General features: G+C 45.5%; 27 protein-coding genes. 10 read left to right on the top strand and 17 right to left on the bottom strand.

The genetic code is table 11. The features are described 5' to 3' along the window. Positions 1–3: 3 nt before the first annotated feature. The 4 genes from ACXAFJ_RS02490 to ACXAFJ_RS02475 all read left to right on the top strand — a co-directional run bounded on the left by ACXAFJ_RS02490 (position 4) and on the right by ACXAFJ_RS02475 (position 2,652). Positions 4–1,050 carry a DUF3549 family protein gene (locus tag ACXAFJ_RS02490; RefSeq protein ID WP_475321183.1) on the top strand — a complete coding sequence of 349 codons (1,047 nt, stop codon included), beginning with the start codon at positions 4–6 and terminating at the stop codon, positions 1,048–1,050. A gap of 20 nt (positions 1,051–1,070) precedes the next feature. Beyond that, complete coding sequence (locus tag ACXAFJ_RS02485) at positions 1,071–1,373, top strand: DUF3301 domain-containing protein (RefSeq protein ID WP_475321182.1); 303 nt, start codon at positions 1,071–1,073, stop codon at positions 1,371–1,373. 518 nt (positions 1,374–1,891) lie between these two features. After that, the gene (locus ACXAFJ_RS02480) at positions 1,892–2,194 is read left to right on the top strand and encodes a hypothetical protein (protein WP_475321181.1); all 303 of its coding nucleotides are present in this window, start codon (positions 1,892–1,894) and stop codon (positions 2,192–2,194) included. Beyond that, positions 2,194–2,652, top strand: a complete 459-nt coding sequence (locus tag ACXAFJ_RS02475; protein ID WP_475321179.1) for a YaiI/YqxD family protein — start codon at positions 2,194–2,196, stop codon at positions 2,650–2,652. Before ACXAFJ_RS02480 ends, ACXAFJ_RS02475 begins: the two co-directional genes overlap by 1 nt. Positions 2,653–2,695: 43 nt before the next feature. On the opposite strand, the gene ykgO is transcribed toward ACXAFJ_RS02475, so the two are convergent. Together ykgO and ACXAFJ_RS02465 are read right to left on the bottom strand one after the other, a co-directional pair. Next, positions 2,696–2,821 (bottom strand): type B 50S ribosomal protein L36, encoded by a 126-nt coding sequence (ykgO, locus tag ACXAFJ_RS02470; protein WP_005380299.1) that lies wholly within the window; start codon positions 2,819–2,821, stop codon positions 2,696–2,698. A 29-nt stretch (positions 2,822–2,850) separates the two neighbouring features. Then, positions 2,851–3,108, bottom strand: a complete 258-nt coding sequence (locus ACXAFJ_RS02465; RefSeq protein WP_475321177.1) for a type B 50S ribosomal protein L31 — start codon at positions 3,106–3,108, stop codon at positions 2,851–2,853. A 188-nt stretch (positions 3,109–3,296) separates the two neighbouring features. On the opposite strand from ACXAFJ_RS02465, the gene tsaA reads away from it, so the two are divergent. Continuing rightward, positions 3,297–3,998, top strand: coding sequence for a tRNA (N6-threonylcarbamoyladenosine(37)-N6)-methyltransferase TrmO (gene tsaA / locus ACXAFJ_RS02460; RefSeq protein ID WP_475321176.1), 702 nt, complete (start codon positions 3,297–3,299; stop codon positions 3,996–3,998). A gap of 87 nt (positions 3,999–4,085) precedes the next feature. Then, positions 4,086–5,801 carry a proline--tRNA ligase gene (locus tag ACXAFJ_RS02455; protein ID WP_475321174.1) on the top strand — a complete coding sequence of 572 codons (1,716 nt, stop codon included), beginning with the start codon at positions 4,086–4,088 and terminating at the stop codon, positions 5,799–5,801. A gap of 61 nt (positions 5,802–5,862) precedes the next feature. Here the strand turns inward: ACXAFJ_RS02455 and ACXAFJ_RS02450 are convergent, their stop codons facing one another. From ACXAFJ_RS02450 to dnaQ, 5 genes are all read right to left on the bottom strand, one after another. Continuing rightward, positions 5,863–7,266 carry a serine hydrolase domain-containing protein gene (locus ACXAFJ_RS02450; RefSeq protein WP_475321173.1) on the bottom strand — a complete coding sequence of 468 codons (1,404 nt, stop codon included), beginning with the start codon at positions 7,264–7,266 and terminating at the stop codon, positions 5,863–5,865. Positions 7,267–7,419: 153 nt separating this feature from the next. Beyond that, positions 7,420–8,265, bottom strand: a complete 846-nt coding sequence (locus ACXAFJ_RS02445) for a class II glutamine amidotransferase (RefSeq protein ID WP_475321171.1) — start codon at positions 8,263–8,265, stop codon at positions 7,420–7,422. Between the two features lie 60 nt (positions 8,266–8,325). After that, positions 8,326–8,910 (bottom strand): D-sedoheptulose 7-phosphate isomerase, encoded by a 585-nt coding sequence (gene lpcA / locus ACXAFJ_RS02440; protein ID WP_475321170.1) that lies wholly within the window; start codon positions 8,908–8,910, stop codon positions 8,326–8,328. Between the two features lie 207 nt (positions 8,911–9,117). Beyond that, a complete protein-coding gene (locus tag ACXAFJ_RS02435) occupies positions 9,118–10,365 on the bottom strand; it encodes a TIGR03503 family protein (RefSeq protein ID WP_475321169.1) in 1,248 nt (415 codons plus the stop codon). 38 nt (positions 10,366–10,403) lie between these two features. Continuing rightward, complete coding sequence (gene dnaQ, locus ACXAFJ_RS02430) at positions 10,404–11,162, bottom strand: DNA polymerase III subunit epsilon (protein WP_475321167.1); 759 nt, start codon at positions 11,160–11,162, stop codon at positions 10,404–10,406. Between the two features lie 55 nt (positions 11,163–11,217). Between dnaQ and rnhA the strand changes: the two genes are divergently transcribed. Further along, on the top strand, positions 11,218–11,682 hold the full coding sequence (gene rnhA / locus ACXAFJ_RS02425) for a ribonuclease HI (RefSeq protein ID WP_475321166.1): 465 nt from the start codon (positions 11,218–11,220) through the stop codon (positions 11,680–11,682). 6 nt (positions 11,683–11,688) lie between these two features. Here the strand turns inward: rnhA and ACXAFJ_RS02420 are convergent, their stop codons facing one another. Continuing rightward, positions 11,689–12,426 (bottom strand): class I SAM-dependent methyltransferase, encoded by a 738-nt coding sequence (locus ACXAFJ_RS02420; protein ID WP_475321165.1) that lies wholly within the window; start codon positions 12,424–12,426, stop codon positions 11,689–11,691. A gap of 118 nt (positions 12,427–12,544) precedes the next feature. On the opposite strand from ACXAFJ_RS02420, the gene gloB reads away from it, so the two are divergent. The 3 genes from gloB (at position 12,545) to ACXAFJ_RS02405 (ending at position 15,650) form a co-directional block, all read left to right on the top strand. Further along, complete coding sequence (gene gloB / locus ACXAFJ_RS02415) at positions 12,545–13,303, top strand: hydroxyacylglutathione hydrolase (protein ID WP_475321164.1); 759 nt, start codon at positions 12,545–12,547, stop codon at positions 13,301–13,303. A 71-nt stretch (positions 13,304–13,374) separates the two neighbouring features. Further along, complete coding sequence (locus ACXAFJ_RS02410) at positions 13,375–14,973, top strand: LysM peptidoglycan-binding domain-containing protein (protein ID WP_475321162.1); 1,599 nt, start codon at positions 13,375–13,377, stop codon at positions 14,971–14,973. Beyond that, the gene (locus ACXAFJ_RS02405) at positions 14,973–15,650 is read left to right on the top strand and encodes a YIP1 family protein (RefSeq protein ID WP_475324043.1); all 678 of its coding nucleotides are present in this window, start codon (positions 14,973–14,975) and stop codon (positions 15,648–15,650) included. Before ACXAFJ_RS02410 ends, ACXAFJ_RS02405 begins: the two co-directional genes overlap by 1 nt. Here the strand turns inward: ACXAFJ_RS02405 and ACXAFJ_RS02400 are convergent. The 9 genes from ACXAFJ_RS02400 to lpxA all read right to left on the bottom strand — a co-directional run bounded on the left by ACXAFJ_RS02400 (position 15,632) and on the right by lpxA (position 25,982). Continuing rightward, the gene (locus ACXAFJ_RS02400) at positions 15,632–16,531 is read right to left on the bottom strand and encodes an endonuclease/exonuclease/phosphatase family protein (RefSeq protein WP_475321161.1); all 900 of its coding nucleotides are present in this window, start codon (positions 16,529–16,531) and stop codon (positions 15,632–15,634) included. The genes ACXAFJ_RS02405 and ACXAFJ_RS02400 overlap by 19 nt on opposite strands. A gap of 43 nt (positions 16,532–16,574) precedes the next feature. After that, positions 16,575–16,913 (bottom strand): nitrogen regulatory protein P-II, encoded by a 339-nt coding sequence (gene glnB, locus ACXAFJ_RS02395; protein WP_475321160.1) that lies wholly within the window; start codon positions 16,911–16,913, stop codon positions 16,575–16,577. Between the two features lie 115 nt (positions 16,914–17,028). Further along, positions 17,029–17,343: a c-type cytochrome gene (locus ACXAFJ_RS02390; protein WP_475321158.1), complete on the bottom strand. Its 315-nt coding sequence runs from the start codon at positions 17,341–17,343 to the stop codon at positions 17,029–17,031. A 14-nt stretch (positions 17,344–17,357) separates the two neighbouring features. Further along, entirely contained in the window at positions 17,358–18,689 is a 1,332-nt protein-coding gene (gene tilS, locus ACXAFJ_RS02385; RefSeq protein WP_475321157.1) for a tRNA lysidine(34) synthetase TilS, read from the bottom strand. A 102-nt stretch (positions 18,690–18,791) separates the two neighbouring features. Further along, positions 18,792–19,751 (bottom strand): acetyl-CoA carboxylase carboxyl transferase subunit alpha, encoded by a 960-nt coding sequence (gene accA / locus ACXAFJ_RS02380; protein WP_475321156.1) that lies wholly within the window; start codon positions 19,749–19,751, stop codon positions 18,792–18,794. Positions 19,752–19,792: 41 nt separating this feature from the next. After that, the gene (gene dnaE, locus ACXAFJ_RS02375) at positions 19,793–23,272 is read right to left on the bottom strand and encodes a DNA polymerase III subunit alpha (RefSeq protein ID WP_475321154.1); all 3,480 of its coding nucleotides are present in this window, start codon (positions 23,270–23,272) and stop codon (positions 19,793–19,795) included. A gap of 72 nt (positions 23,273–23,344) precedes the next feature. Further along, positions 23,345–23,965 (bottom strand): ribonuclease HII, encoded by a 621-nt coding sequence (gene rnhB, locus ACXAFJ_RS02370; RefSeq protein WP_475321153.1) that lies wholly within the window; start codon positions 23,963–23,965, stop codon positions 23,345–23,347. 11 nt (positions 23,966–23,976) lie between these two features. Then, positions 23,977–25,128 (bottom strand): lipid-A-disaccharide synthase, encoded by a 1,152-nt coding sequence (gene lpxB, locus ACXAFJ_RS02365; protein WP_475321152.1) that lies wholly within the window; start codon positions 25,126–25,128, stop codon positions 23,977–23,979. A gap of 65 nt (positions 25,129–25,193) precedes the next feature. Beyond that, entirely contained in the window at positions 25,194–25,982 is a 789-nt protein-coding gene (gene lpxA / locus ACXAFJ_RS02360; protein ID WP_475321150.1) for an acyl-ACP--UDP-N-acetylglucosamine O-acyltransferase, read from the bottom strand. Position 25,983 lies beyond the last annotated feature (1 nt).

The raw sequence follows: 25,983 nt of genomic DNA, 5'->3' as shown, positions 1-25,983 counted from the left end.
AAAATGGAAGCTCTTAAAACGCTAACCGCACTGCTTACTCACAGTGAAAATAATTACCAGGTATTCGATTTAGGACGTCGAATTTGCCCAATTGAGGCTCGAGACTTTGAGAATATTGAACAAGGTAAACAAGCCTACCCGTTTCCTAGCCAACGTAAGGCCCACTTAGCGGTAGTCTATTGGAACCAAGACCAACAACCTTGGATTTGGTTTCTTAAATTTGAGTTAGATGAACGCGGTCTGATCAAGCCAGCTGATACCAGTAACTTTATCAAATATGTATTGGAAGCCATGGGTTCACGTTTGTCCAAGGAAATGGATGAAGAAACGGAACAAAAACTGGCCAACAACCCATACACGTTCAAACCCAGCGAAGATAAAATGGCGATGCTACACAGCTTGATCCGCGGTCAGCTCAACCTACCAGCCAGTGCCTACTATGAACATGCTCAACACTATTTCTCTGGTGGTATCGGCTGGAACAATTGGCAAAGTGTCGGACTGCAAGGCATTACCGATATCTGTGCCCGCTTGGCAAACGAAAACAACGGTACCTTGATGCGCAAGGCGGTCAGCCAACTACCAAATGAACCACTTTATGCCCTTCTTGGGGCCCTAGAGCATGTTGGTCTGCCAGAAAAGTTAGCCGTTCGTTTAGCCGAACTCGCGACCGATATCATTGAGCAAAAAGACAGTGATATTTTCTTGCTTGCTGCTTACATGAGAGCACTCGCTGGTGCGGAAAAAGCCGTCGCTCAACCTGTGTTAAAACAGATCCTAAACAGCCCTTCTCTGTCTCATCAAGAAATGTTGATTGCCATTGCAGGACGTTGTTGGCATTTATTGGCCGATCAGTCTTCAGCACAGCTGTTTTTGTTGCGACTGGCACAAACCAACAATCAAGCTCTTTTTAATCAGGTGTTTGCCGATCTGGTGATGCTCCCAGAATTACGACTGGTGTTGCTTCCTTTACTGCACACCAGTCCATCCCCTGAATTGGCACAAGCGCTATTACAATTGCAAACTACGGCTAAAAGTGGTGTTCAATAGTCAGTGATAGGGAATAAACAATGATAGGAAATCTATTTGCAATACTAGGACTGGCATTCGCTGGCTTCTTGTTTTGGCAACATCGGAAGCAAGCCGAATTAGCTCAATATCGTGCGAAACAAAAATGTCAGCAGCTCAACTTGCAGTTGCTGAGTATCGCGTTTAAAGGTCATCGTCTGAAGGACAAACAGGGAAAATGGAATTGGCACAGTGTTTACGAGTTTGAATTCTCGTCACTGGGAGATGACTGCTACGTCGGTGAAATTTTAATGAAAGGTCATTATCTGTACGATGTCTCATTACCCGCTCACCGGGTGGAATAAATGCTCTGGACAAATTCAGATAAAAGAAAGCCCCGATAACAATCGGGGCCAAATACGACTTTTCAGTTTCCTTGCTGACTGGTGCTCCCTGCCTCTTCCATGACTGGGTAGATTCCTGCTACCAATCCTATCTTCGCCGTCCTAGCGGTGTCCTTGTTCGTCCTGAAGAAAAGCTATCCGAGCTTTTATCATCACCCATCCTTGAGTGGTGTCCTTGATTCACATCCTAGTGAACCTATCCTTATGCCGCTTTCCTTAGTGCGTTCGAGTATCGAATCCGTGATACTCCGTTGCCCTTCCCAAACAACACCTTCACTTTACTCCTTGCCTGATAAAAAATATCGGCTATTGAGCGATGTAATCGATTGAACACATTTTACCCATTCGGATTTATTTATGCATAACATGAAGTTATAACGTTAGGGTTTATTCGACCGTCATTATAAAAAGAATCTACTTACACCCAGAATGGCAGATCTCTTACAATACCCTAAGACACCGTAGATACTGGACAAATTATGCTCACCAAGGACATGACTGAAGAGTTACAATCGATACTTGAAACGCTGGCGAAAGAAGGCAAAGAGCCGACAGTGGCGTTAGTGAAAGCCCGCCTTTCATCTAAGGTTCCTATGCCTGCGCTAATTACAACAATCAAACGTTGGAAGACCTCAAATACGGTTCCTAAAGTCGAAATTGCGCAAAGTACAACGGTAGAAAACACTAAGATCGATGAGTTGGAACAAACCGTTCTAACCTTGGCTAAGCGAGTCGAAGCTCTAGAGCTGCAACTTGCGCAACACCAAAAGGAAGGTAAGTGATGACAATTTGGGTTGATGCCGATGCGTGCCCTAAAGTAATTCGCGAAGTTTTGGTTAAAGCCGCAGAGCGAACCGGGATCATGATTACCTTTGTGGCTAATCATTCCATCCCTCTACCGAAACGAAATAATTTGCGCTTTGTTCAGGTTTCTAGCGGATTTGATGTCGCAGATAACTGGATTGTTCAACAGGTAGAAAAGAACGATTTGGTGATCACCTCTGATATTCCACTGGTAGACGAGATCATCACTAAAGGTGGGCAAGCTCTGAGTTCTCGCGGTGAGAAGTTTGACCCGCAAACCATCAAAAGTAAGTTATCGATGCGTGATTTCATGGATACCATGCGCTCCAGTGGTTTTGAAACTGGAGGACCGCCACCACTCTCCCAAACTGAACGACGAGAATTCGCTAATCACCTAGACCGTTATTTGGCACAAGCGAAAAAAAACCTGCTGTAAAGCAGGTTTTTTCATCTAGCCAAAAGGTGTTAGCAATATTCAATTACTTCTGTACCGCTTTAAATCTTGGGTTTGTTTTGCAAATCACGTAAAGACGACCACGGCGCTTAACAATTTGGCAATCAGGGTGTCTTGATTTTGCACTTTTTAATGACTTAACCACTTTCATGTTTTTTTCCTTTCTAGCCTTTCGCTGGCTTACGCTTCTTCTTTATTGAATGCAGCAAAACGGCTGTTAAATTTAGCCACTCGACCTTCTTTCTGAATCACACGCTGTTTACCTGTGTAGTACGGGTGTGACTTGGAAGAAACTTCCACTGTCATATAAGGGTACGTCTTACCTTCAAACTCAATGGTGCGATCCGTTTGCAGCGTCGAGCCAATAACGAAGTACTCATCAACACTAGTATCGTGAAAAACGACTTTACGGTACTCAGGATGAATGCCCGATTTCATATCTGTAACTCCATAATGTTATAACATAACAAATGATAATTGATATCAATTATTCATTGCAAGAAGATTTTTGAATGAGACACTTTCTTATTTGCATTTAAAGATCGAATAAACGCGTAACAAGAGGAATATGGAATTTTGTTTAAACAGAGGTAAACTGCGTTCAAACCCAATCAAACGCCATCACTATGTATTCCATTGAGCCCATTGGGATTATTGAGACACCTTACCAAGACAAATTTTCTGTACCTCGCCAACCACGCTTGGTGGAATCAGCTACAGCAAGAATCAAGCTCACGGGTACCGCGAATACTCCAGATTCAGTTCGAGGATTGGAACAATACTCACATATTTGGCTGCTGTTTTTGTTTGACCAAAATTTGGCTGCAGGCTGGAAACCAACAGTTCGACCACCGCGTTTAGGTGGCAACCAAAGGTTAGGTGTGTTTGCGACTCGTTCAACATTTCGTCCCAATGGCATTGGTATGTCGGCGGTTGAGCTAAAAGGAACAAGTTTGATTGATGGTAATGCGTACATTGACATCGGTAGCTGTGATCTTGTATCCGGAACCCCTATCGTTGATATAAAACCTTATCTCCCTTATAGCGATAGCATTACCAATGCAACGGCCCCCTTTGACAAAGAATCGATAGACCACAAGCACGTCGAATGGACCGAGGCAGCTTTGCTGGGATTATCTCAGCATCAAAATTGCGCCCATATTCAAAAAGTTGTGAGTCAAGTTCTCTCGATGGACCCTCGCCCAGCTTACAAAAAATCGAAGCCAGACGACAAAATATACGCCACTCGGCTCTTCGACTTGGAATTCAAATTTCAAGTTATCGACAATTCAGTGCAAGTAATCTCTACCGAGTACTTCAGAGAATAGAGATTGACTGGTATTATCAACGGCTAACACATTTTTACTCCACTTTAAGGCCAACAGGCCTTAATAGATAACAAACGGATACACTCAATGCGTACCAGTAACTATCTTCTTTCAACGCTGAAGGAGACTCCAAACGACGCAGAAATCGTAAGCCACCAGCTTATGCTGCGTGCAGGCATGATCCGCAAACTAGCTTCAGGTTTGTACACTTGGCTACCAAACGGACTACGAGTTCTTCGCAAAGTTGAAAACATCGTTCGTCAAGAAATCGACAATGCAGGCGCGATTGAAACCATCATGCCCGTGGTACAGCCCTTTGAGCTTTGGGAAGAGACCGGTCGCTCTGAAAAAATGGGACCTGAGCTACTGCGCTTTACCGATCGCCACGATCGTCCGTTTGTTTTAAGTCCAACCGCAGAAGAAGTGATTACTGCATTAGTTCGCAACGAAGTGAACTCTTATAAACAATTGCCGTTGAATCTGTACCAAATTCAGACCAAGTTCCGCGATGAGCGACGCCCGCGTTTTGGTGTAATGCGTTCACGTGAATTCTCTATGATGGATGCCTACAGCTTCGACATCGATAAAGCTGGCTTGCAAAAATCGTACGACTCTATGCACGACGCATACTGTCGCGCTTTTGATCGCATGGGTTTGGATTACCGTCCGGTGCTTGCTGACAGTGGTGCAATTGGCGGCAGTGGCTCACAAGAATTCCACGTATTAGCGGAAAGTGGTGAAGACCTAATCGCGTTCTCAACCGAATCTGACTACGCTGCCAACATTGAAAAAGCGGAAGCCCTAGCTCCTGCTCAAGTGTCAGAAGCGCCTACTCACGACATGTCATTGGTTGATACACCAAACGCTAAAACCATTGCTGAGTTGGTAGAACAGTTTGACATCGCTATCGAAAAGACAGTGAAAACTTTGTTTGTTAAGGCTTCTGAAGCCGTTGATGCGCCAATCATTGCATTAATTGTACGCGGTGATCACGAGCTTAATGAAGTGAAAGCGGAAAACTTGCCACAAGTGGCTGCTCCATTAGAAATGGCCACTGAAGAAGAAATTCGCAAGCTTATCGGTGCCGGTCCGGGTTCACTTGGTCCAGTAGGCCTTGAACTGCCATTTATCGTTGATCGCTCTGTGGCCGTAATGAGCGACTTTGGCGCAGGCGCCAATGAGGATGGCAAACACTACTTTGGCATTAACTGGGGCCGCGACGTTGCACTTGGCCAAGTGGAAGATTTGCGCAATGTAGTTGAAGGTGACCCAAGCCCATGTGGCAAAGGTACCATCATGCTTAAGCGTGGTATCGAAGTTGGTCATATCTTCCAGCTAGGCAACGCCTATTCAGAAAAAATGAATTGTGGTGTGCTTGGTGCTGATGGCAAAAATGTCATTCTAGAAATGGGCTGCTACGGAATTGGTGTCACTCGTGTTGTAGCGGCAGCCATTGAGCAAAACCACGACAAGTACGGCATTATCTGGCCAGATGCTATTGCTCCGTTCCAAGTAGCTATCGTGCCAATGAACATGCATAAATCTGAGCGAGTCAAAGAAGCGGCTGAGAAGCTCTATCAAGAACTCACTGCGGCAGGAGTCGAAGTATTGTTTGATGACCGTAAAGAACGCCCTGGTGTTATGTTCTCTGACATGGAGCTTATTGGTATTCCTCATGCTGTAGTCATTGGTGACCGTAGCATGGACGAAGGTAACTTCGAATACAAAAACCGTCGTACTGGAGAGAAAACACCAGTTGCAATGGGCGATATTGTTGAACACCTAAAAGCGCAGTTCGCGTAATTTCAATCCGCTATATCAACAAACCGAAAGGCTGGCAGTATTTGCCAGCCTTTTTTATTGGCTACTCCTTTACCGCCCTATCGTTTGAAAAGGGAGAAATCTGGCGTAAGGCAACCATGTTTTCGGTCTTAGTATCCAATTCAAATACAAATTCTGAATTGAAATTAATGGCCTTAAAGCGATGAGTCTCTATTTTGTACAACGGAAACTTAAGCTGACCTTTACCATGAACATACAGATGTCCATTTTTGGCCGTGATGTCCGCATAGAAGTCATCACTATAATGATAACGTCCAACGTAAGGTGAAAGATCCTCGCCACTACTGTCTAATACTTCTGTTTTGTAAATCTGATAATTTGGCCACTGATAACTTCTGGAAAGCGCGCGCATGATCTCCAGTGCCAATCCATCACCACTTTGCCCATTGGTCGTGATCACCGCACCACTTCCTAACTCAGGGTACAGGACAAAATGAGATTCAAATCCTTTATTGATCCCTCCATGGAACAGGTACTCGCCCTGTTGATCAGCATAACGGTAGATGGCCAACCCAAAAAATGGTTGTGTGGGCTCATACATAGATCTAACTGTTTCCGCTCGCATGAAATCGAAACTGTCGGATTTAAGCGACTTGTGAAGCGCCAGTAACAACGCGGCAAAATCAGGAGTACTGGTCCACAATCCTGCTGAGGCCTCAGTAGGGTAGCTTTTCCATTGTTCAGGAAGCCAGCTACCGTATCGATGACCATGTGCCAAATCCATTCCTAACTCATCGACTGATTCCTGTTGGAAGGTCATGTTTTTCAACTTCAACGGTTGCCAGAGCCTTTGCTTGGCCAATTCATGCAATGGTTGTTTATATAAGGTTTCTAAGACAGATTGCACCAATGCAAATCCCGCATTGGAATAGTTAAACGTTCCGTCCGGTTTGTTTTGAGCGAAATACGTACTCCCTTGTTCACTCTGAGCAAACTGACCTAAGGTAGGGAGCGTTTCATCAGGATCAAACTCAGGTGAACCTTGCATTGGGAAACCACCAGTGTGACTAAGTAATTGTCTCAGGGTCACTGAATAAGTGGTTTTGGCTTGAAGCTCAGGAATCAGTAATGGACGGATATCTTGGTCTAAGGTAACTTTCCCTTCCTCTACCGCTTTTAAGACCAATAAACCAACGACTGGTTTGCTCATTGATGCCACTTGGAAGACCGTATCCTTTTCTACTGGCTGCTGCTGTTGATTTTTAATTCCTTGGCTGTGAGTCCAAAGAATTTCTCCACGGTCAAACAAAGTGATGTTGATGCCTGGAACATCGAAGTATTCCATTCTGTCGGCAAGTGGGTGGGTTTGCTCGGGTTGCCCCTTAAACTGATAGTATGGAACTAAATTCGCTAACGCCTCCTCTTTACCATCTGAATAACATAATGAACTGGTTGTTAGCAAAATTGCCAGAATAAAAAATCTCATAACGTATTACCTAAAAAATAAAAAGCCATTGAATAATTAAACTTATTCAACGGCTTTTATATAAACTTTTAGTGTAGTTTTGAGAGCTATCTAATCTTCGATTAGAACTTTAGACACACTTCACAAACCTTATAAATCAGAAACTTATACATGCTACTCAAGTGGTTCTGTCGGCGCTTGACTCTCTACTTTTTTCGGAGCAAATGGCACGTGGTCCAACTCTGATGCATTGCCATCCGTCAACTCGCCAAAGTGGAAAATACCAAACTCCCCTGGCTTCATCCGATGCCAAGTTTCGTTGCCCGTTAAAGGCTGAGTTGCAATTACAGAGACAATGTCATTAGGCGTGGTCTCTTCTTGGAAATTGATCTCCACATCTTCATCGATTAAAGCCGCTTTACCAAAGGGAGCTCGGCGGGTGATCCAGTACAAGTGATTGGTACAGTATGTCATCACATACTCACCATCTGAGAGCAGCATGTTAAAAACGCCTTTCTCTCTCAATTGATCACAGCACTTGGCTACAAAACGAAAAACACTGGTCATATCTTGAGGCGGCTCAGGATACTTATCTTCCATTTGTTTGAGTAACCAGCAAAACGCCAATTCACTGTCGGTTTGCCCAACGGGACGATGACGACCGGTGACCAGTTCCTTGTAGTCGGTTAACTGACCATTATGAGCAAAGGTCCAATAGCGGCCCCACAGCTCTCTGGTAAAAGGGTGAGTATTTTCAAGATTTACCCCGCCCCGATTGGCTTGTCGAATATGACTAATGACCGCACAACTTTTTATGGGGTAATTTTGTACTAACTCAGCAATTTTGGATTTGCAGCTTGGGTTGGGATCTTTAAACGTGCGAAAGCCTTTGCCTTCGTAAAACGTAATCCCCCAGCCGTCTCGATGCGGCCCCGTGTTTCCACCACGCTGAATCAAGCCGGTAAAACTAAAGCAAATATCGGTTGGCACATTGGCGCTCATTCCGAGCAATTCACACATGAAACCACTGTTCTCCTACATAGAATGAGACAGGACCAATCCTGCCTCAGTATTCTCAGTTTAGTCGGCTGCCGCCATCTCTTTTTCAATCAACTGAATAACAATATGAATAATCTTAATATGAATCTCTTGAATGCGATCGGCATATCCAAAGTGTGGAACACGAATTTCGATATCCGCAAGTCCAGCCATCTTTCCGCCGTCTTTGCCAGTCAACGCAATGGTTTTCATTCCTTTCGCTTTTGCCGCTTCAATCGCATTAAGAATATTGCCTGAATTACCTGACGTAGATAGGCCGAATAATACATCGCCTTTCGCACCAACCGCTTCAACATAACGAGAAAAAACGAATTCGTAACCGAAGTCATTGCTCACACAAGATAGGTGGCTTGGATCTGAAATCGCGATTCCAGGATAACCCGGTCGATTTTCTCGATAGCGCCCCGTTAACTCTTCAGCAAAGTGCATTGCATCGCAATGAGAACCGCCATTACCACATGATAGGACCTTACCACCTTGTTTAAATGAGTCGGCAATCAGCTTGGCTGCTGCCTCAATTTGCGCGATGTTGTTGTCATCACTCAAAAACGTGTTCAACACCTGTGCCGCTTCAGTCAATTCACTTTTGATCAGTTCTTGGTACATAGCCTGTTCTCATCATTATTTTGTGGGTACGGAGTAGAGTTTACTCAAACCAAAGAGACTGTCGACACTTGAAGCCAAAGAATTGTACTAGAACAGTAGTTTTATGCTGAGCTCAGAGAAAAGTCGCTGATACCAGCTCAAATGTGGGTGAACTTTGTTCATGTAGATTATAGAACGAGCTGTTCGTCACCCCTTTGAAGCGGTAGGTTAAGAGTCTGGCATATCCAGCTGCATCTCAGGGATTGCCGCCTTGCGCGCCTGAAGTTTTCGGCGAATAAACCAAATTAGAAAGCCCACTACAAGCGCAACAACATTCCCGACAATGATTAGCATAATGTTAAATTGCCTTGCTTCTTCGCGCATTTTTAGCATCTGAAGCTCTTCCATCATTCGCTGTTGCTTCATCCGCTCTTCTTCGCGCAGTCGGCGACTTTCTTCAATATCTAATTCTTCAACCACGCTATAGGTTTGCATGGTAATTGGGAATATAAGCGGACGTTGTGAGCCCAGTTCGGTGGCGTAACCTGTACCACTCCACGAGTACTCACCCAAGGTACCATCGTATGGAATATCGATTTGCGCACTCATGGACTTCTCACTGGATGAACTTGTTAAAGTTAATGCCTTATCACCGGGAGAAACATGTTGTACTTTGCCAGCAATAGACCCAGGAGCAATCATGCCCTGTTCGCCAGTAAAAACGATATTGTGAGGCTGGCCATCAGTTCGTGATTGAATAAATGTCGCTTGTAGTGGCAACGGATAGACCAAGACTTCTTGCTCTTGAGCACGTAAAAAAATTCCATTCCCAGAAGTCACCCTGACACGATATTTTCCGGGTTGAACGTCAATAGGCACGGACACAGTAAACACGCCGTCTCCCGCAATTTCATCAAGTTCGCGACCGTCATCGGAAAACACTCCCATACTCTGTGGGATGGGCCTTGCTTCAGGGGCGATGGACGCTTCGTTTTCTAAATATTTGGTAAACGTAATCGTGAGCTTTACTCGGTCAAGAAAGTCGCGTAATACCAAAGGCTCACCATCCGAGGTCAATCTAGCGCTAAACTTAATCACCTCACTGGTGAACAAGCGCTCGGGCATAGCATCGGTGGTTAGTTGCAAATTGGAGATCAAACGAATCTTGTTCTGCGGCGTAACTTTACCCACCGCTTGCCAAGGGCCGGGCATTGGATTTTCAATCGACACAATATCCATTGTTGGCTCTTGATACCAACGTACATTGTCGGGATTTTTGGTTGAGTAGTACTTTTTTCCATCCGGGCGCACTAACACAACTGGTCGAGAGCGCTCTTCTCGATAGATAACAAAGGTGACTTGCTCTATGGTGGGGTCAACTCGAAAGCGATTGTCCAACAAAGAAATGGTCGACTCTTTTTGAGCCAACGCTATGCTGGAAAATAAGATGCTCAAGACAACTAAAAACGCTCTCAACTGAACTCTCCGAATATTGGGGTCTGTCGACTTAATAATTATTGGTTACGCCACAAACACGTACCACTTTTTTCTACGATATCTAATCGCCCTTGGTGCGCTTCTATTTCATCGGCGGTTGCCTTCAAAACCTTTAGGCTTTTTCGCCCTGTGGCGAGTCGTTTTATAGACTCACCTCCCACTTCGCCGTCAGAATTGCTGCCGGCGTTAAACTGCAATGACGTTTGTCCCCCCGTCATCAGCAAGTAAACGTCGGCTAGAATCTCCGCATCGAGCAAAGCGCCGTGCAAGGTACGGTGCGAGTTATCAATACCATAACGGTCACACAACACGTCGAGGTTGTTTCGTTTACCTGGGAAGATCTTCTTGGCCATCGCCAAGGTATCGGTGACTTTGCAAAGGGAGTCTGTTTTGCCGAGCGACGGATTAAGCTTTTCAAACTCGTAATCCATAAAGCCCACATCAAACGGCGCATTGTGCGCGACCAATTCAGCCCCAGAGATAAAATCAACAAACTCTTGATGCACTTGATCATAGGTAGGTTTATCTAGCAAGAATTCATCGGTAATACCGTGGACTTCCACCGCTTCTGACTGAATGGCACGATCGGGTTTGAGATAAACGTGAAAATGACGACCAGTAAGCTTGCGGTTAATGATTTCCACCGCACCAATTTCAATGATCCTGTGCCCCAAGTAATGTGGACCGCCGTCTTGATTCATACCGGTCGTTTCAGTATCGAGTACTACGATTCGATCATGTGCAGAGTTAGAGGAGGAATTGCTACTGGTATTCATAAGCTCAACTGTGTCAGACTAAAAGGCCCTTTCGATTGACACATAGTACCAAATCATGACCAAACTAGTGGAAATTTTCACAGATGGCTCTTGCCTCGGTAACCCAGGCCCAGGAGGCTATGGCATTGTTTTGCGTTACAAGCAAAATGAAAGAACACTAGCGGCCGGTTATACGCTAACCACCAACAACCGAATGGAAATGATGGCGACTATCGTTGCTCTGCAAACTCTCAAGGAGCCTTGCCAAGTGGTACTGACCACAGACAGCCAATATGTCAGACAAGGTATTACTCAGTGGATCCACAACTGGAAAAAGCGCGATTGGAAAACAGCAGACAAAAAGCCTGTAAAAAATGCTGATCTTTGGAAAGCGCTAGATCAAGAAACCACTCGCCACACAATCGAGTGGAAGTGGGTAAAAGGTCATGCGGGCCATCGCGAAAATGAAATGTGTGACGATCTCGCAAGAGCCGCGGCAGAAAACCCAACCCTTAAAGATACTGGCTATCAACCAAGCTAACCTCAATCAGTGCCTGTGATTGACTCTATGTCCAACCCGATAGTTCGCGCTAATAGGGCTCAGTTTTCGTTTTAACTTCCAATGGGGCTTGATCGGTTTTAATGGATAGGTGCGCTTGCGAGCAACGATGAAATACAAACTGCCGAAAGGCGACAACCACTCCCCAACGGAATTCTCTAACCATGAACAGAGCGCTCCACGACCAGGGAAAATGGCGTAGCTGTCCATTTCGATAACTTGGTAATTTAACAACCCTAGCCAATCTTTAATCCGGTGTGGAGTAAACATGCGCCCACTCCAAGGCAGGTTGTTTTTACGCCAAGGAAGAAAACTGGTTAAACCGGTACAGCTTATTGGGTTATAGCCGGTCAAAATCAAATAACCATCGTCAATCAATACACGATCTACTTCTCGCAACATTCTATGCGGATCGTTACAGTAATCTAACTGGTGACTCAAAATCGCTACATCAAGGCTTTTGTCGAGAAAAGGCAGGTCATAGCCATCGGCAATGACGTTATGAAGAGGATTTTGGATATCTAAATTGACTTGATGAGCAATATTGCACAAGCAACTATTGAGTTCACAACTTAGCCCCCCCATTTTAAGCAAATGATAGCCAAATAGCTTGGGGCACCATTCGTCCAGACGAGTTTGAATGGATTCACGTACCCACTGACCGCGCTTCAATTGGGTCCAAGAATGAGGTTGCTGCAACTCTTTGTCGTTGCGTGCCGGTTTCATGCGCCACCTTATTGCCAATGTCACATTTTCAGATTGTGATGGAACAAACTAACCAGACCTAGCGTCTTACGCTTGCTTAACCATCTATCATCAAGTGAGCGGTTATTGGAGAAAGACCATGCTAACAATCAAAAGCATACCTGCATTTCAAGACAATTACATCTGGCTAATTCAAAACTCTGAACAGCAGTGTTTTGTTGTTGATCCGGGTGATGCTAACCCAGTATTGCGTTACCTTGAGCAGCACGATTTGCACCTGTTAGGTGTGCTGATCACACATCATCACGCGGACCACACCGGTGGTGTTGCGGAATTATTAGCGCACTTCCCCAACACGCCTATCTATGGCCCGAAAGAATCCCGTTTTCAATCCATTAGTCACCCTCTAGAAGATGGTGAACAACTAAAAGTTCTCGGAGAAACCTTCTTAGTCGTTGGACTTGCAGGACATACTCTTGATCACATTGGCTATGTCGGTGATGGTAAAGTCTTTTGCGGAGATACTTTGTTTTCGGCGGGTTGTGGTCGCGTATTTGAAGGCACGATGGAGCAAATGCATCAAGCTCTCAACCTTTTGGCCGCATTACCACTGGAAACCCAAGTCTACTGTACTCACGAATACACATCAGCAAATGTGGCATTTGCAATGGCAGTAGAGCCTGAAAATCAAGAACTTGGCTTTTATCGCGATGAAGTCAACCGCCTGCGTGCTCAAAACCAACCGACGTTACCCACGACTATTGGACTTGAAAAAACCATCAACCCATTTTTGCGAACCGATTTACCTGAGGTTGTTAAAGCCGTGTCGCACTTAACGTCCAGTACCGATTCGCTGTCAGTCTTCAGTGCACTTCGTCAATGGAAAAACGATTTTTGAGGCGTCAACACTTGTCACTACAAGGGCTGGGCAAGTATTATCTCATGCCGTTTTACTAAAGGGTTGATTTAATGCGACTGATTATTGGTGGCGCACTCGCTTTGATGCTTGTTGGATGCCAAACCACCCAAACTGTACCAACACCTCAAGATAGTGCCCCACAAAAAAGTGCCGCTAACACCGCTGATACTAAACCCTCCGCGAAAACAACAGAAAGCACTGTGAATGCCGCTTCAACAAAGGCAGAAGTGAAGCCGCCCCTAAAATTGCCTGAAGCCACACCACAATCACAAAACGATGTTTGGCAGCGCATTGGCATGCAGCTAGAGATGGACGTACCACGCCATAAACGTGTCGATTACTATCGTAATTGGTACCTCACTCATCCAAGACACTTAGAGGTAGTGGCCGAACGTGCTCAACCTTTCCTTTTCCTGATTACTGAAAGTGTGGAAAAACGTGGGTTGCCACTAGAGTTGGCGTTATTGCCCGTGGTAGAAAGCTCCTTCGACCCGTTCGCCTATTCACACGGTAGCGCAGCTGGCCTGTGGCAGTTTGTCTCTGGCACCGCAAAAATGTATGGCTTAGAACAAAACTTCTGGTACGACGGTAGACGTGATGTCGCCGCTGCAACCGAAGCGGCGCTTGACTATTTAGAGAGCTTGAACCGTCGTTTTGATGGTAACTGGTTGCACGCCATCGCAGCATACAACAGCGGTGGAGGCCGAGTTTCGCGAGCTATAAAAGCCAATGAAAAACGCGGTAAACCCATCGACTTTTTCTCACTGGATTTACCAAAAGAAACCAGTAGCTATGTTCCAAAACTCTTAGCGTTGGCAGATATCGTTGCCAACCAAGAACAGTATGGGTTAGCTATCCCAGCCGTAGCCAATAAACCCGTTGTGGAGTTGGTCGACCCGAAAGAGCAATTAGACATCGCAATCGCGGCAAATTACGCCGGCATTTCCGTTAAACAATTGCAAAGCCTGAACCCAGCCTACAATCAATGGTCGACAGCTCCTGAAGGTCCTCATCAATTATTGCTACCAGTTGATGTTGTAGATACCTTTAGTCGCAACTTGGAGAAAAACCGTGGTAAAGGGGTTAAGTTAGTTCGTCACAAAGTGAAGTCAGGCGACACCCTGAGCACACTTGCTAAAAAATATCACACCACAACTGGCGTTATTAAAACCGCTAACAACCTGTCTAGTACTATGATTAGGCTCGGACAGCAATTACTGATTCCGACTAGCGTTAAATCAGAGCAAGAATACGCACTAAGTGCGGCCAATCGACTTGAAACCCTTCAGCAAACGCCAAAGGGGCGCTTCAAACAAACTCATACCGTGAAATCTGGTGATAGTTTTTGGAGCATCGCTCGCAAGCACAAGGTGTCTCATACAACACTGGCAAAATGGAATGGCATGAGCCCTCGTGACACACTGCGTATCGGACAAAAGCTGGTAATTTGGAAAGACGGAAGCGAAGGCGCCATCATTCGCACCGTGGTGTATAAAGTGCGCAGTGGCGATACCATCAGCGGAATTGCCAGTAAGTTTAAAGTACGCAGTGCCGACATCGTTAAGTGGAATGACTTAAACAAGAGGAAATACCTTCAACCCGGTCAAAAGCTTAAGTTGTACGTTGATGTGACTAAGGTAAGCGTATGATCGTTCCATCATCCAACCCTTTGACCATGCTGCTGGATGTGTTTAAAGCACCAGCCAGTGCATTTTGGGCACTGCATGAAAAGCCGATGTGGGGTTGGCAAAGCTTTATTGTATTGTTAGTAACGCCTTTTTTATTTTGGGGTGCGTACTTTGATACTGTGGATTTTGCTTGGCTCAAATCGCAACTCACTGAGTTTATCAGCGCAGACAACTTAGCGGCGCTTGAGAGCAATACCTTAATGGCAACGGAGATCATTAATGATCTGCTCGGCAGAATCACAACCATTGCTTTGTTGGCTTTTTGGTTTTTGTTGGCAACAAAAAATTATCAACAACCCAAGGGATATTGGAACTGGTTTGCCGCTTCTACCCTAGTCACTTTGCCCTTGATTCTGGCAGACATTGCTAGCTATGTGAGCTTGTTACTCAACAATGGCTGGGTAGTGAATTACGCCGCAGATTTGGGTTCTTTAAATGGATTGTTAAAGTTGCCAGTCAACCATTCTTGGTTTGGTTACGCTCAATCTTTCCCACTGCTGATGCCATGGTTTATTGTGCTGGGCTTCACGGCATTGTCATGCTGGACACCCATCTCGCGCAGCGCCGCTATTGTGGTCAGCGGCTTGCCATGGGTTGGCACCTATACAGTATGGGCCATCTATTTATTGGTCAGTTGAAAAGTCAATAACATCGGGTTGTGATCTGATGCGTCAGTGTAGGTTGCACTAGCATGCTTTAGATTCAACCCTCTATAAAAAACGTGGTCGAGAATTCGGCCATTCACCAACTTTGAGCGGCCGTCCGGCGAAAACTTGGCCTCTTGCATACCCAAACTATCTACTGTTTGATACAAGGCTGCTAAGCGCTCCTCAGACCAAGTGTTAAAATCACCGGCAAAAATAATAGGGCCTGTATGCCCAGTAAGCCCATCGGTTAGCTGTTGCAACTGCTGCTGATACTCAAGTGTCTCCACTGTAAAGTTGATTCCGTGCACATTCACTGCCGCCAACACTTGGCCATTACTCAGTTTAAACTGGCTAACGATGGCTGACTTTGGCAATCCCAACCAAGGCTCCATACTGTGATAACTGCATGCATACACCGCAGGTTTGGTCGACAAGGACATCACACCACTACTTTTACCCATAATCTGAAAAGCTTGGCTGTAGTTACCAAAAAATTGAGATTTCGCAACAGATTCGCGTAAAACCGGTCGGTCGAGCGCTTCTTGCAGTAATACTAATTGTCGCCCATCGGTGAGATACTCAAACACCGACTGCCAAGACGACTCTTGCTCTTTATAAACATTCCACACCAATACATTGAGCGTGCCGTTAGTATCGATGGAGGCAACTTTTTCGTTTTGAATGCATTGTTGAGTTTGAGATGGCCGACTGTCGTCAGTATTTTCTTCAGCAGCCGCAAGAGGAGCAATTGAGTAAATTGCAGCTTGGCGCGGCACATCCACTAACCAGTAAATGGCAGCCGACAAAGCAATAAACAGTATTCCAACAGCCAGTAGCCATTGTCTTATACGGGAACGTTTTTTCTTGGTCATAGAGTCAAAAAAGGAGCGTTGTCGCTCCTAGTAGTATTTATTATTAGATGGCTTCTTCATCTTCTTCGCCAGTTCGTATCCGAACTACTCTGTCGACGTCAGTTACGAAGATCTTTCCATCACCGATTTTTCCAGTCTGCGCTGTTTCAATAATAGTCTCTACACACTGGTCTGCCACATCTTCAGTAACCACTATCTCCAGTTTTACCTTTGGCAAGAAATCGACCATGTACTCTGCGCCGCGGTAAAGCTCGGTATGTCCCTTCTGACGACCAAAACCTTTGACTTCCGATACGGTCATCCCCGTAATCCCAACTTCCGCTAACGCTTCTCTCACATCATCAAGCTTAAACGGCTTAATGATGGCTTCGATCTTCTTCATGCTCATCCCTTAAATGTCAGATAGTTAGTTTCATTATCGGATAGCTGCAAATAACATTCAATACACAGCTTGGTTTGCGTTTATAAATTGGTGGGTCGAGCCACACTGAATCTAATTACTTAAGACTGGCGTAAAAAGCGGCAAGGTTTTTTATGTCTTCGTCACTCAGTTGATTCACTTGTGAGGCCATAATAGCGGCGAAAGTACCTGTTCGTTCGCCGTTTTTATAGGCATTCATTGAAGACACCAAATACCTTTCATCCTGCCCTTTTAGGTGTGGGTAACCGGGGATTTTTGCAATGCCATCTACGCCATGACAGGCCATGCACATTTTCGATTTTTCTCTTCCTGCCTCAATATCTCCAGCAACCGCATTTGCAGAAAATGCATATGTACTTAATAAGCCACCGAGTACTAATAACCACTTCATATATTGCTCTCCAGTTAGGAATGCGTTGCTCTGTCTCGATGCCAAACTAGCTGACAATTGGTGCCTTGATATTCAACGTCGACAAAAAGATCGGCAACCGCCACGACATTTTGGTTTTGAATAATAATTGGGGTTCGCCTTCTCAGCCAACTGGGTACCTTATACTCTTGGAATAACTTTTTGAGTTTTCGGCTACCATTACGACCAACAGGGTGAGCTTGTAGCCCCATAGGCTCAAAGATTACCGAAAGAGGCGCTTGGTTGAGTTTATCTATATCAAGATTGCCTTGATTACTGCTCTCGACAATCAACTGACCAAGTTGATCAGGTAACTCAAGTGGCTTGTCTAGTTTGATCGGTTGAGACCAAGATTCAAGGCTCTGCCACTGGTTAACCACGTAAAGGCACTGTTCAAAACGGCGGATTTGATAGTCAGCAATTTGCAACACTGGCGATGCATCTTGTCTTGCGTTAGCAACTTCATCCCAAATCTGCTGCAACTGAGTGCGACTCGGCATCAACTCGTTGAGCCGACCAAGCCAGAGACGGATCAACTGTTGGCGAACTCGCTCTAAACAAGACTGTAGAACCGGAATGAGCAAGGCTGAATCTGGGGTTAGCGCCAGATTGAGTTTATCTTCCAAAAGCTCTTCTATCAGAAGCTCCTGCTCTGCGCATAACTGAGCACTTCGCGCGATAGCTTGTTGAAAACCCGGCCAGCGAGATTGCAATGCTGGGGTTATCTGATGACGCAAAAAATTACGGTCAAATCGCGTATCTAAATTGCTTTCATCATTGACCCAATCCAGTTTTCGATCTTGGGCATAGTGTTCAACCTGCTCACGAGTTTCCTCGATAAAGGGTCTAAACAACAGTCCATTCGCAAATGGGGCTGTACGAGCCATACCAGAAAGTCCTTTAGGGCCACTACCTCGCTTTAGTGCCAGTAATACGGTTTCCGTTTGATCATCCAAATGCTGTGCGAGCAGCAAGACTGAATTCGACGTCATGTGCTTTTCAAATACTTGGTAGCGTTTTGTCCGCGCTTGCGCTTCCAAACTCTCACCATTACCAGTGTCTAGTTGAACTCGTTCAACAATACAGTCAATTTGATAGGACGAGCAGATATCCTGACAATGACGCGCCCATTGCTCGGCATGAGGACTTAATCCGTGATTAACGTGAATAGCGAGACAATCGTGATTATGAATGTCGCGCCACTGGGCCACTAAATCCAACAACACACGTGAGTCTACACCACCGCTCAATGCAACAACCAAACGACTATTTGGTGTAATTTCGCGTTCGAGCTGTTCAAAGGTGTGTTGCAACAAGAGGTTAGACATTCGATATCAGGACAATGATTGGGTTAAGCTTGATACTACCATCAGTTTACAAAAACAAAAAAGGCTAGACACTTGTCTAGCCTTTGCATTCAAAGCAACTGCTTAGCTGTAACCGTAACTCATCAAACGTTGGTAACGGCGTTCAATCAAAGTATCCGTTTCCATTTGGTCCAACTCCTCTAACTGGCGCAGCAATACCGCTTTCATGCTTTCTGCCATCTTAGCGGGGTCTTGGTGTGCGCCACCTAACGGCTCTTCAATCACTTCATCAATCAATTTAAGCTCGTGCAAACGATCAGCCGTCAGGCCCATCGCCTCAGCAGCTTGTGGAGCTTTGTCTGAATCACGCCATAGGATAGACGCACAACCTTCCGGCGAAATTACTGAGTACGTCGAGTATTGAAGCATGTTAACGTAATCGCCCACACCGATTGCCAACGCACCTCCTGAACCGCCTTCACCAACAACGTTACAAATCACTGGCACTTTCAGGCTAGACATCACTTTTAGGTTTTTTGCAATCGCTTCTGATTGACCACGCTCTTCCGCGCCAACACCAGGATATGCACCAGCAGTGTCGATGAAAGTAATGATAGGCATTTTGAAACGCTCAGCCATCTCCATTAAACGCAGCGCTTTGCGGTACGCTTCAGGGCGTGGAGAGCCAAAGTTACGCATGATTTTTTCTTTGGTATCACGGCCTTTTTGGTGACCAATCACCATTACAGGACGGCCTTCTAAACGAGCAATACCGCCGATAATTGCTTTGTCATCTGCGTAAGCGCGATCACCAGCTAGCTCTTCAAACTCAGTAAAGGCAAAACCCAAATAATCCGTTGTGTATGGACGCAATGGATGGCGGGCTAACTGGGCGATTTGCCAAGCACCTAAGTCACTAAAAATTTTGTTTTTGAGCTCTAAGTTTTTATTTTCTAACTGCTCAATTTCTTTTTCCAAATCAACAGCAGCTTCACCACCGCGGCGAGATACATCACGCAATGCCTCGATCTTGGCTTCTAAATCCGCAATTGGCTTTTCAAATTCTAAAAAGTTCAGGCTCATTAATAGATCCTTATTTATCGGTGATTACAACATTCACCGAATTAGTTAAATTCGAGTTCTACTTGGTCGTTACCAAGCAACTGTTTCAATTCGTCTAACAGGGTGTCGTTGGGCGTGACTCGCCACTCTGTGCCTAATGTTAACTTAGCCCGTGCATCTTCGCGTTGATAATACACGTTTACTGGAACGCATCCCGCTTTGTAGGGTTCTATGATCCGGCTAAATTTGGCAAAAAATTCGTCATCTACCTGTTTTTTGTGGATGGATACGGACAATCCCCGTGCGTATTTTTCTCGCGCGCTGCCGAGATCCATCACTTCGCGGGCTGACATTTTAAGGCCACCATTAAAATCATCAAAGCTGACCTGTCCGGAAACCACGAGAATATTGTCTTTTTCTAGAAGTTCCGCATATTTATCTAATGCATCAGAGAACAGCATCACTTCCATACGACCACTGCGATCATCTAAGGTCATCAAACCAATTCGATTGCCGCGCTTAGTTGTCATCACTCTCGCCGCAATAACCAATCCAGCTACCGTTAATGACTGATCGCGTCGGGTCGGAGTTGCATCAGTTAATCGACAACTGGTGTACTTGGATAGTTCCTTGCGATAAGCATTAATGGGATGTCCAGTCAGGTACAAGCCAAGTGTATCGCGCTCACCTTCCAGCCATACTTTTTCAGGCCAAGGGGCTACTTTAGTGTATTTATTTTCCACCTCTTCAGGTGCTTCGGTAAGTACACCAAACAGATCTGCTTGGCCGAACGCTTCCGCTTGATGATGTTGACTGGCAGCTTTAACCGCATCGCCCAAAGACGCCATCAGCGCGGCGCGGTGAGGACCTAATCGATCTAACGCGCCTGCGTAAATCAGTTTTTCGATCACGCGTTTGTTTACACGTTTCAAATCGATGCGAGCGCAGAAATCAAACAAGTCTTTAAAGTGCCCGTCTTTTTGTCTCGCTTCCAAGATGGCATCTATCGGGCCTTCACCCACGCCTTTAATGGCGCCAATGCCATAAACGATGGCACCCTCTTCATCAACATTAAAGCGATACAATCCAGCGTTGATATCAGGTGGTAGTACTTTAAGCCCCATACGGAAACACTCATCGACCAAGCCAACAACTTTTTCTGTGTTATCCATATCGGCAGTCATTACCGCCGCCATAAATTCTGCTGGGTAATGCGTTTTCAACCATAGAGTCTGGTAAGAAACCAAGGCATAGGCAGCAGAGTGCGATTTGTTAAATCCGTAACCAGCGAACTTCTCCACTAGGTCGAAGATTTTCATCGCCAGCTCGCCATCGACTCCATTTTTAATAGAACCTTCTTCGAAGATGGCACGCTGTTTGGCCATTTCCTCTGGCTTCTTTTTACCCATAGCACGACGCAGCATGTCAGCGCCACCTAGGGTATAGCCGGCTAAAATCTGCGCGATTTGCATCACCTGCTCTTGATAGAGAATGATGCCGTAAGTTGGGTCTAGTGTTTCCTTTAATGACTCGTGCTGCCAAGTTTCATCCGGGTAGGAAATAGCCTCTCGACCGTGTTTACGGTCGATAAAGTTATCTACCATCCCCGACTGTAGAGGTCCAGGTCGAAATAGCGCTACCAAGGCGATGATGTCTTCAAAACAGTCTGGCTGTAGTCGCTTGATCAGGTCTTTCATACCTCGTGATTCGAGCTGGAACACGGCCGTAGTTTCAGAGTTTTGCAGCAATCGAAACGAAGCGCCGTCATCAAGTGGAATCGATTCAATTCGGACTGGCGCTTTACCATCACGCTCTAGTCTTGGGTTAATTAAGCCAAGCGCCCAATCAATGATTGTAAGTGTTCGCAAACCCAAAAAGTCAAACTTTACAAGGCCTGCCGTTTCTACGTCGTTTTTATCGAACTGAGTAACGGGGAATTTGCCTTCCGCATCGGCGTAGATAGGTGCAAAGTCGGTAATCGTAGTTGGAGAAATAACCACGCCACCAGCGTGCTTACCCGCATTTCGGGTACACCCTTCCAAAATCCGACACATGTCGATGAGCTCTTTTACTTCCTCATCGGCTTGATAAAGCTCTTCTAATGCAGGTTCGGCTTTAAATGCTTTCTCCAGTGTCATGCCTGGATCGGGGGGAACGAGTTTTGAAATTCGGTCGACAAAGCCAAACGGGTGGCCTAGTACTCGACCAACATCACGGATTACCGCTTTGGCCGCCATGGTACCGAATGTGATGATCTGCGATACCGCATCTCGACCGTACATTTCAGCCACGTGATCAATCACTTGGTCTCGCTTATCCATACAGAAATCGACATCAAAGTCGGGCATGGATACACGCTCAGGGTTGAGGAATCGTTCGAATAGTAAGTCGTATTCAAGTGGATCTAGGTCGGTAATTTTTAGTGCATAGGCCACCAGAGAACCCGCACCTGAGCCTCGGCCTGGTCCAACAGGAATGTCATTATCTTTCGACCACTGGATGAACTCCATTACGATCAAGAAGTAACCCGGGAAGCCCATGTTGTTGATCACTTCCAGCTCGACTTGCAAGCGATCATCATATTCAGGTCGACGCTGCGCGCGAACTTCGGGATCAGGAAACAGGAACTCAAGTCGCTCTTCCAATCCCTCTTGCGATTTTTTAACCAAAAATTCGGTTTCTTCCATGCCTTCCGTTGGGAAGGCAGGTAGGAAGTATTCACCCAGCCTAACAGTGACATTACAGCGCTTGGCTATCTCAACACTGTTTTCGAGCGCTTCAGGAATATCAGCAAAAAGCTCGCACATTTCTTGTTCTGTGCGTAGGTATTGCTCTGGGCTGTAACGTTTGGGTCTGCGTGGGTCCTCTAAAGTGTAGCCATCGTGAATCGCGACTCGGATTTCGTGGGCATCAAATGAGTCTGCAGACAAAAAGACCACTTCATTGGTAGCCACTACTGGCAGCTCGCTGCGCTCCGCCAGTTCTACAGCAAAGTGTAAGTAGCTTTCTTCATCGGAGCGACCTGTTCGCACCAGCTCTAAATAAAAACGGTCTGGAAAGTGTTGCTGATAGAACTCAACACACTGCTGGACCAAAGGTTGGTTCCCTTTTAACAGGGCCTTACCTATTTCGCCGTCTTTTGCCCCTGACAACACAATCAATCCTTGTGAGTATTGAACTAACCATGACTTATCAATCACTGGTTGGTGTTGAACATGTCCTCTGAGGTAGGCTTCCGATATTAATAATGTGAGGTTTTTATAACCGTCATTATCCATCGCCAAGGCGGTGATTCGAGTCAGTTCATCGCCAAATTCTGGTGACTGCATTGCAAAGTCAGCGCCGATAATGGGTTTAACACCACATCCGTGAGCGGTTCCATAAAACTTCACTAGACCACACAGGTTAGTGAAATCTGTCATGGCGACAGCAGGCATTCCCAACTCCGCCACTTTTTTAACTAATGGTGGGACTTTGGATAATCCATCAACCATAGAAAAGTCACTGTGAACTCTTAAGTGGACAAATTTAGGATCAGACATTCAAATAACTCGGATAAGATTGGGACAGAAATCTGGCCTCATTGTACGTCAATAACTCCAAGAATAAAGCCGCTAGTCGAGTAAACCCAATGCGCGTTTAACTGGTTTAAAGCTCTTGCGATGAGCGTCAATCACGCCGTGTTTTTCGATGGCCTCAAAATGGGCCTTGGTTGGGTACCCCTTATGATTGGCAAAACCAAATTGCGGGTATTGGCGGTCAAGCTCTTCCATCTCGCGATCTCTGGTGACTTTGGCAATGATCGACGCCGCACTGATTTCTTGAACCCGTAAATCGCCCTTTACAATAGCTTGACTCGGCATCACAAGATCTGGCATTCGATTTCCATCTATCAGAGCAAAATCGGGTTTAATCGTCAGTAATTCGACGGCGCGAGTCATCGCCAGCATGGTGGCTTGCAGGATATTAAGTTGATCGATTTCTTCAGGACTGCAACGTCCAACACTCCACGCTAGGGCTTTTTCTTGAATTTCAGGAAACAAGGCAATGCGCTTTTTCTCGCTCAGTTTTTTCGAATCTGACAATCCTTCAATTGGGTTATTTGGATCCAAGATAACCGCAGCAGTCACTACATCACCAACCAAAGGTCCACGGCCGACTTCATCAACGCCGGCAAAAACTTGATAACCTGTCGGATATTCAAATGGAGGAAATTCTTGATTTACTTTTGACATCGTATTTTGATCTATTCTGCAACTAGATTGAGTACCGCACGCGCGGCTTGCTTATCCGCGTTTTTGCGAATCAACTGGTGAAGTTCACTGAATCTGTTTTCCAACTCGGAGGTATTGTTCTCTAAGAAATTCAGCACCTCTGGTAGAAGTTTTTCTGGTGTACAGTCTTCTTGCAATAACTCAGGCACCAATTGCTCATCCGCCAAAATATTGGGCAGTGAAACATAAGGTGTTTTCACCATTTTTCGGAAGATGTAAGCGGTAAAAGGTTTCACTTTGTAGGCAACCACCATAGGTCGATTGACTAACATACATTCCAGTGCCACGGTGCCAGATGCCAACAACACCACATCCGAAGCGGCAATGACGTTTCGCGCGGTATCTTCAACCAAATGGAAATTAACCTCTGGTGCTACGCGTTGCCACACTTCCTCAAACTGCGCTCTGCGTTTTTTATTTACAACCGCGACCACAAAGCGAATATTTTCCACTTTATTTTGCAGTTGTTTACAGGTCTCAATGAAAGGTTCGGCCAACATATTTAACTCAGCGGCGCGACTACCGGGCAAAACCGCCAACCACTTACATTGATCTTGGTCTTCTGCCCCTAAGCCCAATAGCTCGCGAGCTTGGGTTTTGTCAGAGTGCAGCGGAATGGCATCCGCCAAGGTATGCCCGACGAACTCACAAGGCACATCAAATTTGTCATAAAATGCTTTCTCAAAAGGTAAAAAAGCCAAAACCAAATTAGTCGCTTCCGCAATGCCATAAATGCGTTTTTGACGCCATGCCCACACTGATGGGCTGACATAATGAACGGTTTTAATACCAGCGTTTTTTAAGTCTTTTTCAAGTCTAAGGTTAAAATCTGGAGCATCAATACCAATAAACACATCGGGTTTGACGCGAGTGAAATGTTTCACCAACTCGCGCTTAATTTTTAGCAGTCGGAAGATTCGCCCCAACACTTCAGAGATGCCCATCACCGCAAGCTCTTCCATATCAAACAAACTCTCACAACCCTGAGCTTGCATTTTGGGCCCGCCAATACCAACAAATTTTGCATTGGGGTATCGGGTTTTGATTTCTCTAATCAAACCTTCACCTAACACATCGCCAGAGAGCTCTCCCGCGACAATACCGATCAATAGAGGTTTTGCCATAGTGATTTTATTTCCCGTAAAAAAAAGCCGCCACCAAAGGCAGCGGCTTTTAGACCTGTATTGCGTTAACGAATAATGCCACGCTCTGAGGTTTCAACAAAGTCGATAAACCGTTTAACGGAAGGCCATTGGTCTGCAAGTTCTCGCAGTGCCTCTTTGGCTTCGACTTGAGTCTTGCCAGAGCGATAAAACTCTTTATAAACGGTTCTCAATGCTTTCAGTTCAGGTTTCTCAAACCCATTGCGCTGTAAGCCAACCAAGTTCAACCCAAATGGTGAGGCATGGTTACCCTGCGCAAGCACATAAGGGGGAATGTCTTTAACCACTGCTGAACAACCGCCGACGTAACTAAAGGCACCCACTTTACAAAATGGGTGAATAGCCGAGAGCGCCATAACACCTGCATAGTCATCAACTGTAACATGCCCACCCAGAATGGCATTGTTACCAATATGCGTATTGTCACCCACTATCACGTCATGTGCGATGTGAGCGTTAACGCACAATAAATTATCGTCACCAATAACCGTAGTGGCTTTGTCTTGTACGGTTCCACGATGAATCTGAGCTGCTTCACGGATCACATTGCGATCGCCGATTACGACACTGGTGTCTTCCCCACCGTACTTTTTGTCTTGGTTTTCTTCACCAATGATCGCGTGCGGAAAAACACGATTGTCTTTGCCAATTGTGGTTTTACCTTTGATCACAACATGAGACATGATTTCGGTATTCTCACCAATTTCAATATCACCTGAGATATAGGTAAATGGCCCCACCGATACATTGGCAGCAATCGACACATCACCTTCGATAACTGCAGATGGGTGGATTTGAGCAGATTCATGAATCATA

Source organism: Vibrio sp. ABH4_348 (assembly GCF_056159765.1).
Note: the sequence above shows the minus strand (reverse complement) of the source record. Positions and strands in the feature narration are given on the sequence as shown.

Bases quoted from the DNA above. Each gene is read 5' to 3' on its own strand.
- ACXAFJ_RS02490 (WP_475321183.1), top strand. From the start codon at position 4: ATGGAAGCTCTTAAAACGCTAACCGCACTGCTTACTCACAGTGAAAAT.
- ACXAFJ_RS02485 (WP_475321182.1), top strand. From the start codon at position 1,071: ATGATAGGAAATCTATTTGCAATACTAGGACTGGCATTCGCTGGCTTC.
- ACXAFJ_RS02480 (WP_475321181.1), top strand. From the start codon at position 1,892: ATGCTCACCAAGGACATGACTGAAGAGTTACAATCGATACTTGAAACG.
- ACXAFJ_RS02475 (WP_475321179.1), top strand. From the start codon at position 2,194: ATGACAATTTGGGTTGATGCCGATGCGTGCCCTAAAGTAATTCGCGAA.
- ykgO (WP_005380299.1), bottom strand. From the start codon at position 2,821: ATGAAAGTGGTTAAGTCATTAAAAAGTGCAAAATCAAGACACCCTGAT.
- ACXAFJ_RS02465 (WP_475321177.1), bottom strand. From the start codon at position 3,108: ATGAAATCGGGCATTCATCCTGAGTACCGTAAAGTCGTTTTTCACGAT.
- tsaA (WP_475321176.1), top strand. From the start codon at position 3,297: ATGTATTCCATTGAGCCCATTGGGATTATTGAGACACCTTACCAAGAC.
- ACXAFJ_RS02455 (WP_475321174.1), top strand. From the start codon at position 4,086: ATGCGTACCAGTAACTATCTTCTTTCAACGCTGAAGGAGACTCCAAAC.
- ACXAFJ_RS02450 (WP_475321173.1), bottom strand. From the start codon at position 7,266: ATGAGATTTTTTATTCTGGCAATTTTGCTAACAACCAGTTCATTATGT.
- ACXAFJ_RS02445 (WP_475321171.1), bottom strand. From the start codon at position 8,265: ATGTGTGAATTGCTCGGAATGAGCGCCAATGTGCCAACCGATATTTGC.
- lpcA (WP_475321170.1), bottom strand. From the start codon at position 8,910: ATGTACCAAGAACTGATCAAAAGTGAATTGACTGAAGCGGCACAGGTG.
- dnaQ (WP_475321167.1), bottom strand. From the start codon at position 11,162: ATGAATACCAGTAGCAATTCCTCCTCTAACTCTGCACATGATCGAATC.
- rnhA (WP_475321166.1), top strand. From the start codon at position 11,218: ATGACCAAACTAGTGGAAATTTTCACAGATGGCTCTTGCCTCGGTAAC.
- ACXAFJ_RS02420 (WP_475321165.1), bottom strand. From the start codon at position 12,426: ATGAAACCGGCACGCAACGACAAAGAGTTGCAGCAACCTCATTCTTGG.
- gloB (WP_475321164.1), top strand. From the start codon at position 12,545: ATGCTAACAATCAAAAGCATACCTGCATTTCAAGACAATTACATCTGG.
- ACXAFJ_RS02410 (WP_475321162.1), top strand. From the start codon at position 13,375: ATGCGACTGATTATTGGTGGCGCACTCGCTTTGATGCTTGTTGGATGC.
- ACXAFJ_RS02400 (WP_475321161.1), bottom strand. From the start codon at position 16,531: ATGACCAAGAAAAAACGTTCCCGTATAAGACAATGGCTACTGGCTGTT.
- glnB (WP_475321160.1), bottom strand. From the start codon at position 16,913: ATGAAGAAGATCGAAGCCATCATTAAGCCGTTTAAGCTTGATGATGTG.
- ACXAFJ_RS02390 (WP_475321158.1), bottom strand. From the start codon at position 17,343: ATGAAGTGGTTATTAGTACTCGGTGGCTTATTAAGTACATATGCATTT.
- tilS (WP_475321157.1), bottom strand. From the start codon at position 18,689: ATGTCTAACCTCTTGTTGCAACACACCTTTGAACAGCTCGAACGCGAA.
- accA (WP_475321156.1), bottom strand. From the start codon at position 19,751: ATGAGCCTGAACTTTTTAGAATTTGAAAAGCCAATTGCGGATTTAGAA.
- dnaE (WP_475321154.1), bottom strand. From the start codon at position 23,272: ATGTCTGATCCTAAATTTGTCCACTTAAGAGTTCACAGTGACTTTTCT.
- rnhB (WP_475321153.1), bottom strand. From the start codon at position 23,965: ATGTCAAAAGTAAATCAAGAATTTCCTCCATTTGAATATCCGACAGGT.
- lpxB (WP_475321152.1), bottom strand. From the start codon at position 25,128: ATGGCAAAACCTCTATTGATCGGTATTGTCGCGGGAGAGCTCTCTGGC.
- lpxA (WP_475321150.1), bottom strand. From the start codon at position 25,982: ATGATTCATGAATCTGCTCAAATCCACCCATCTGCAGTTATCGAAGGT.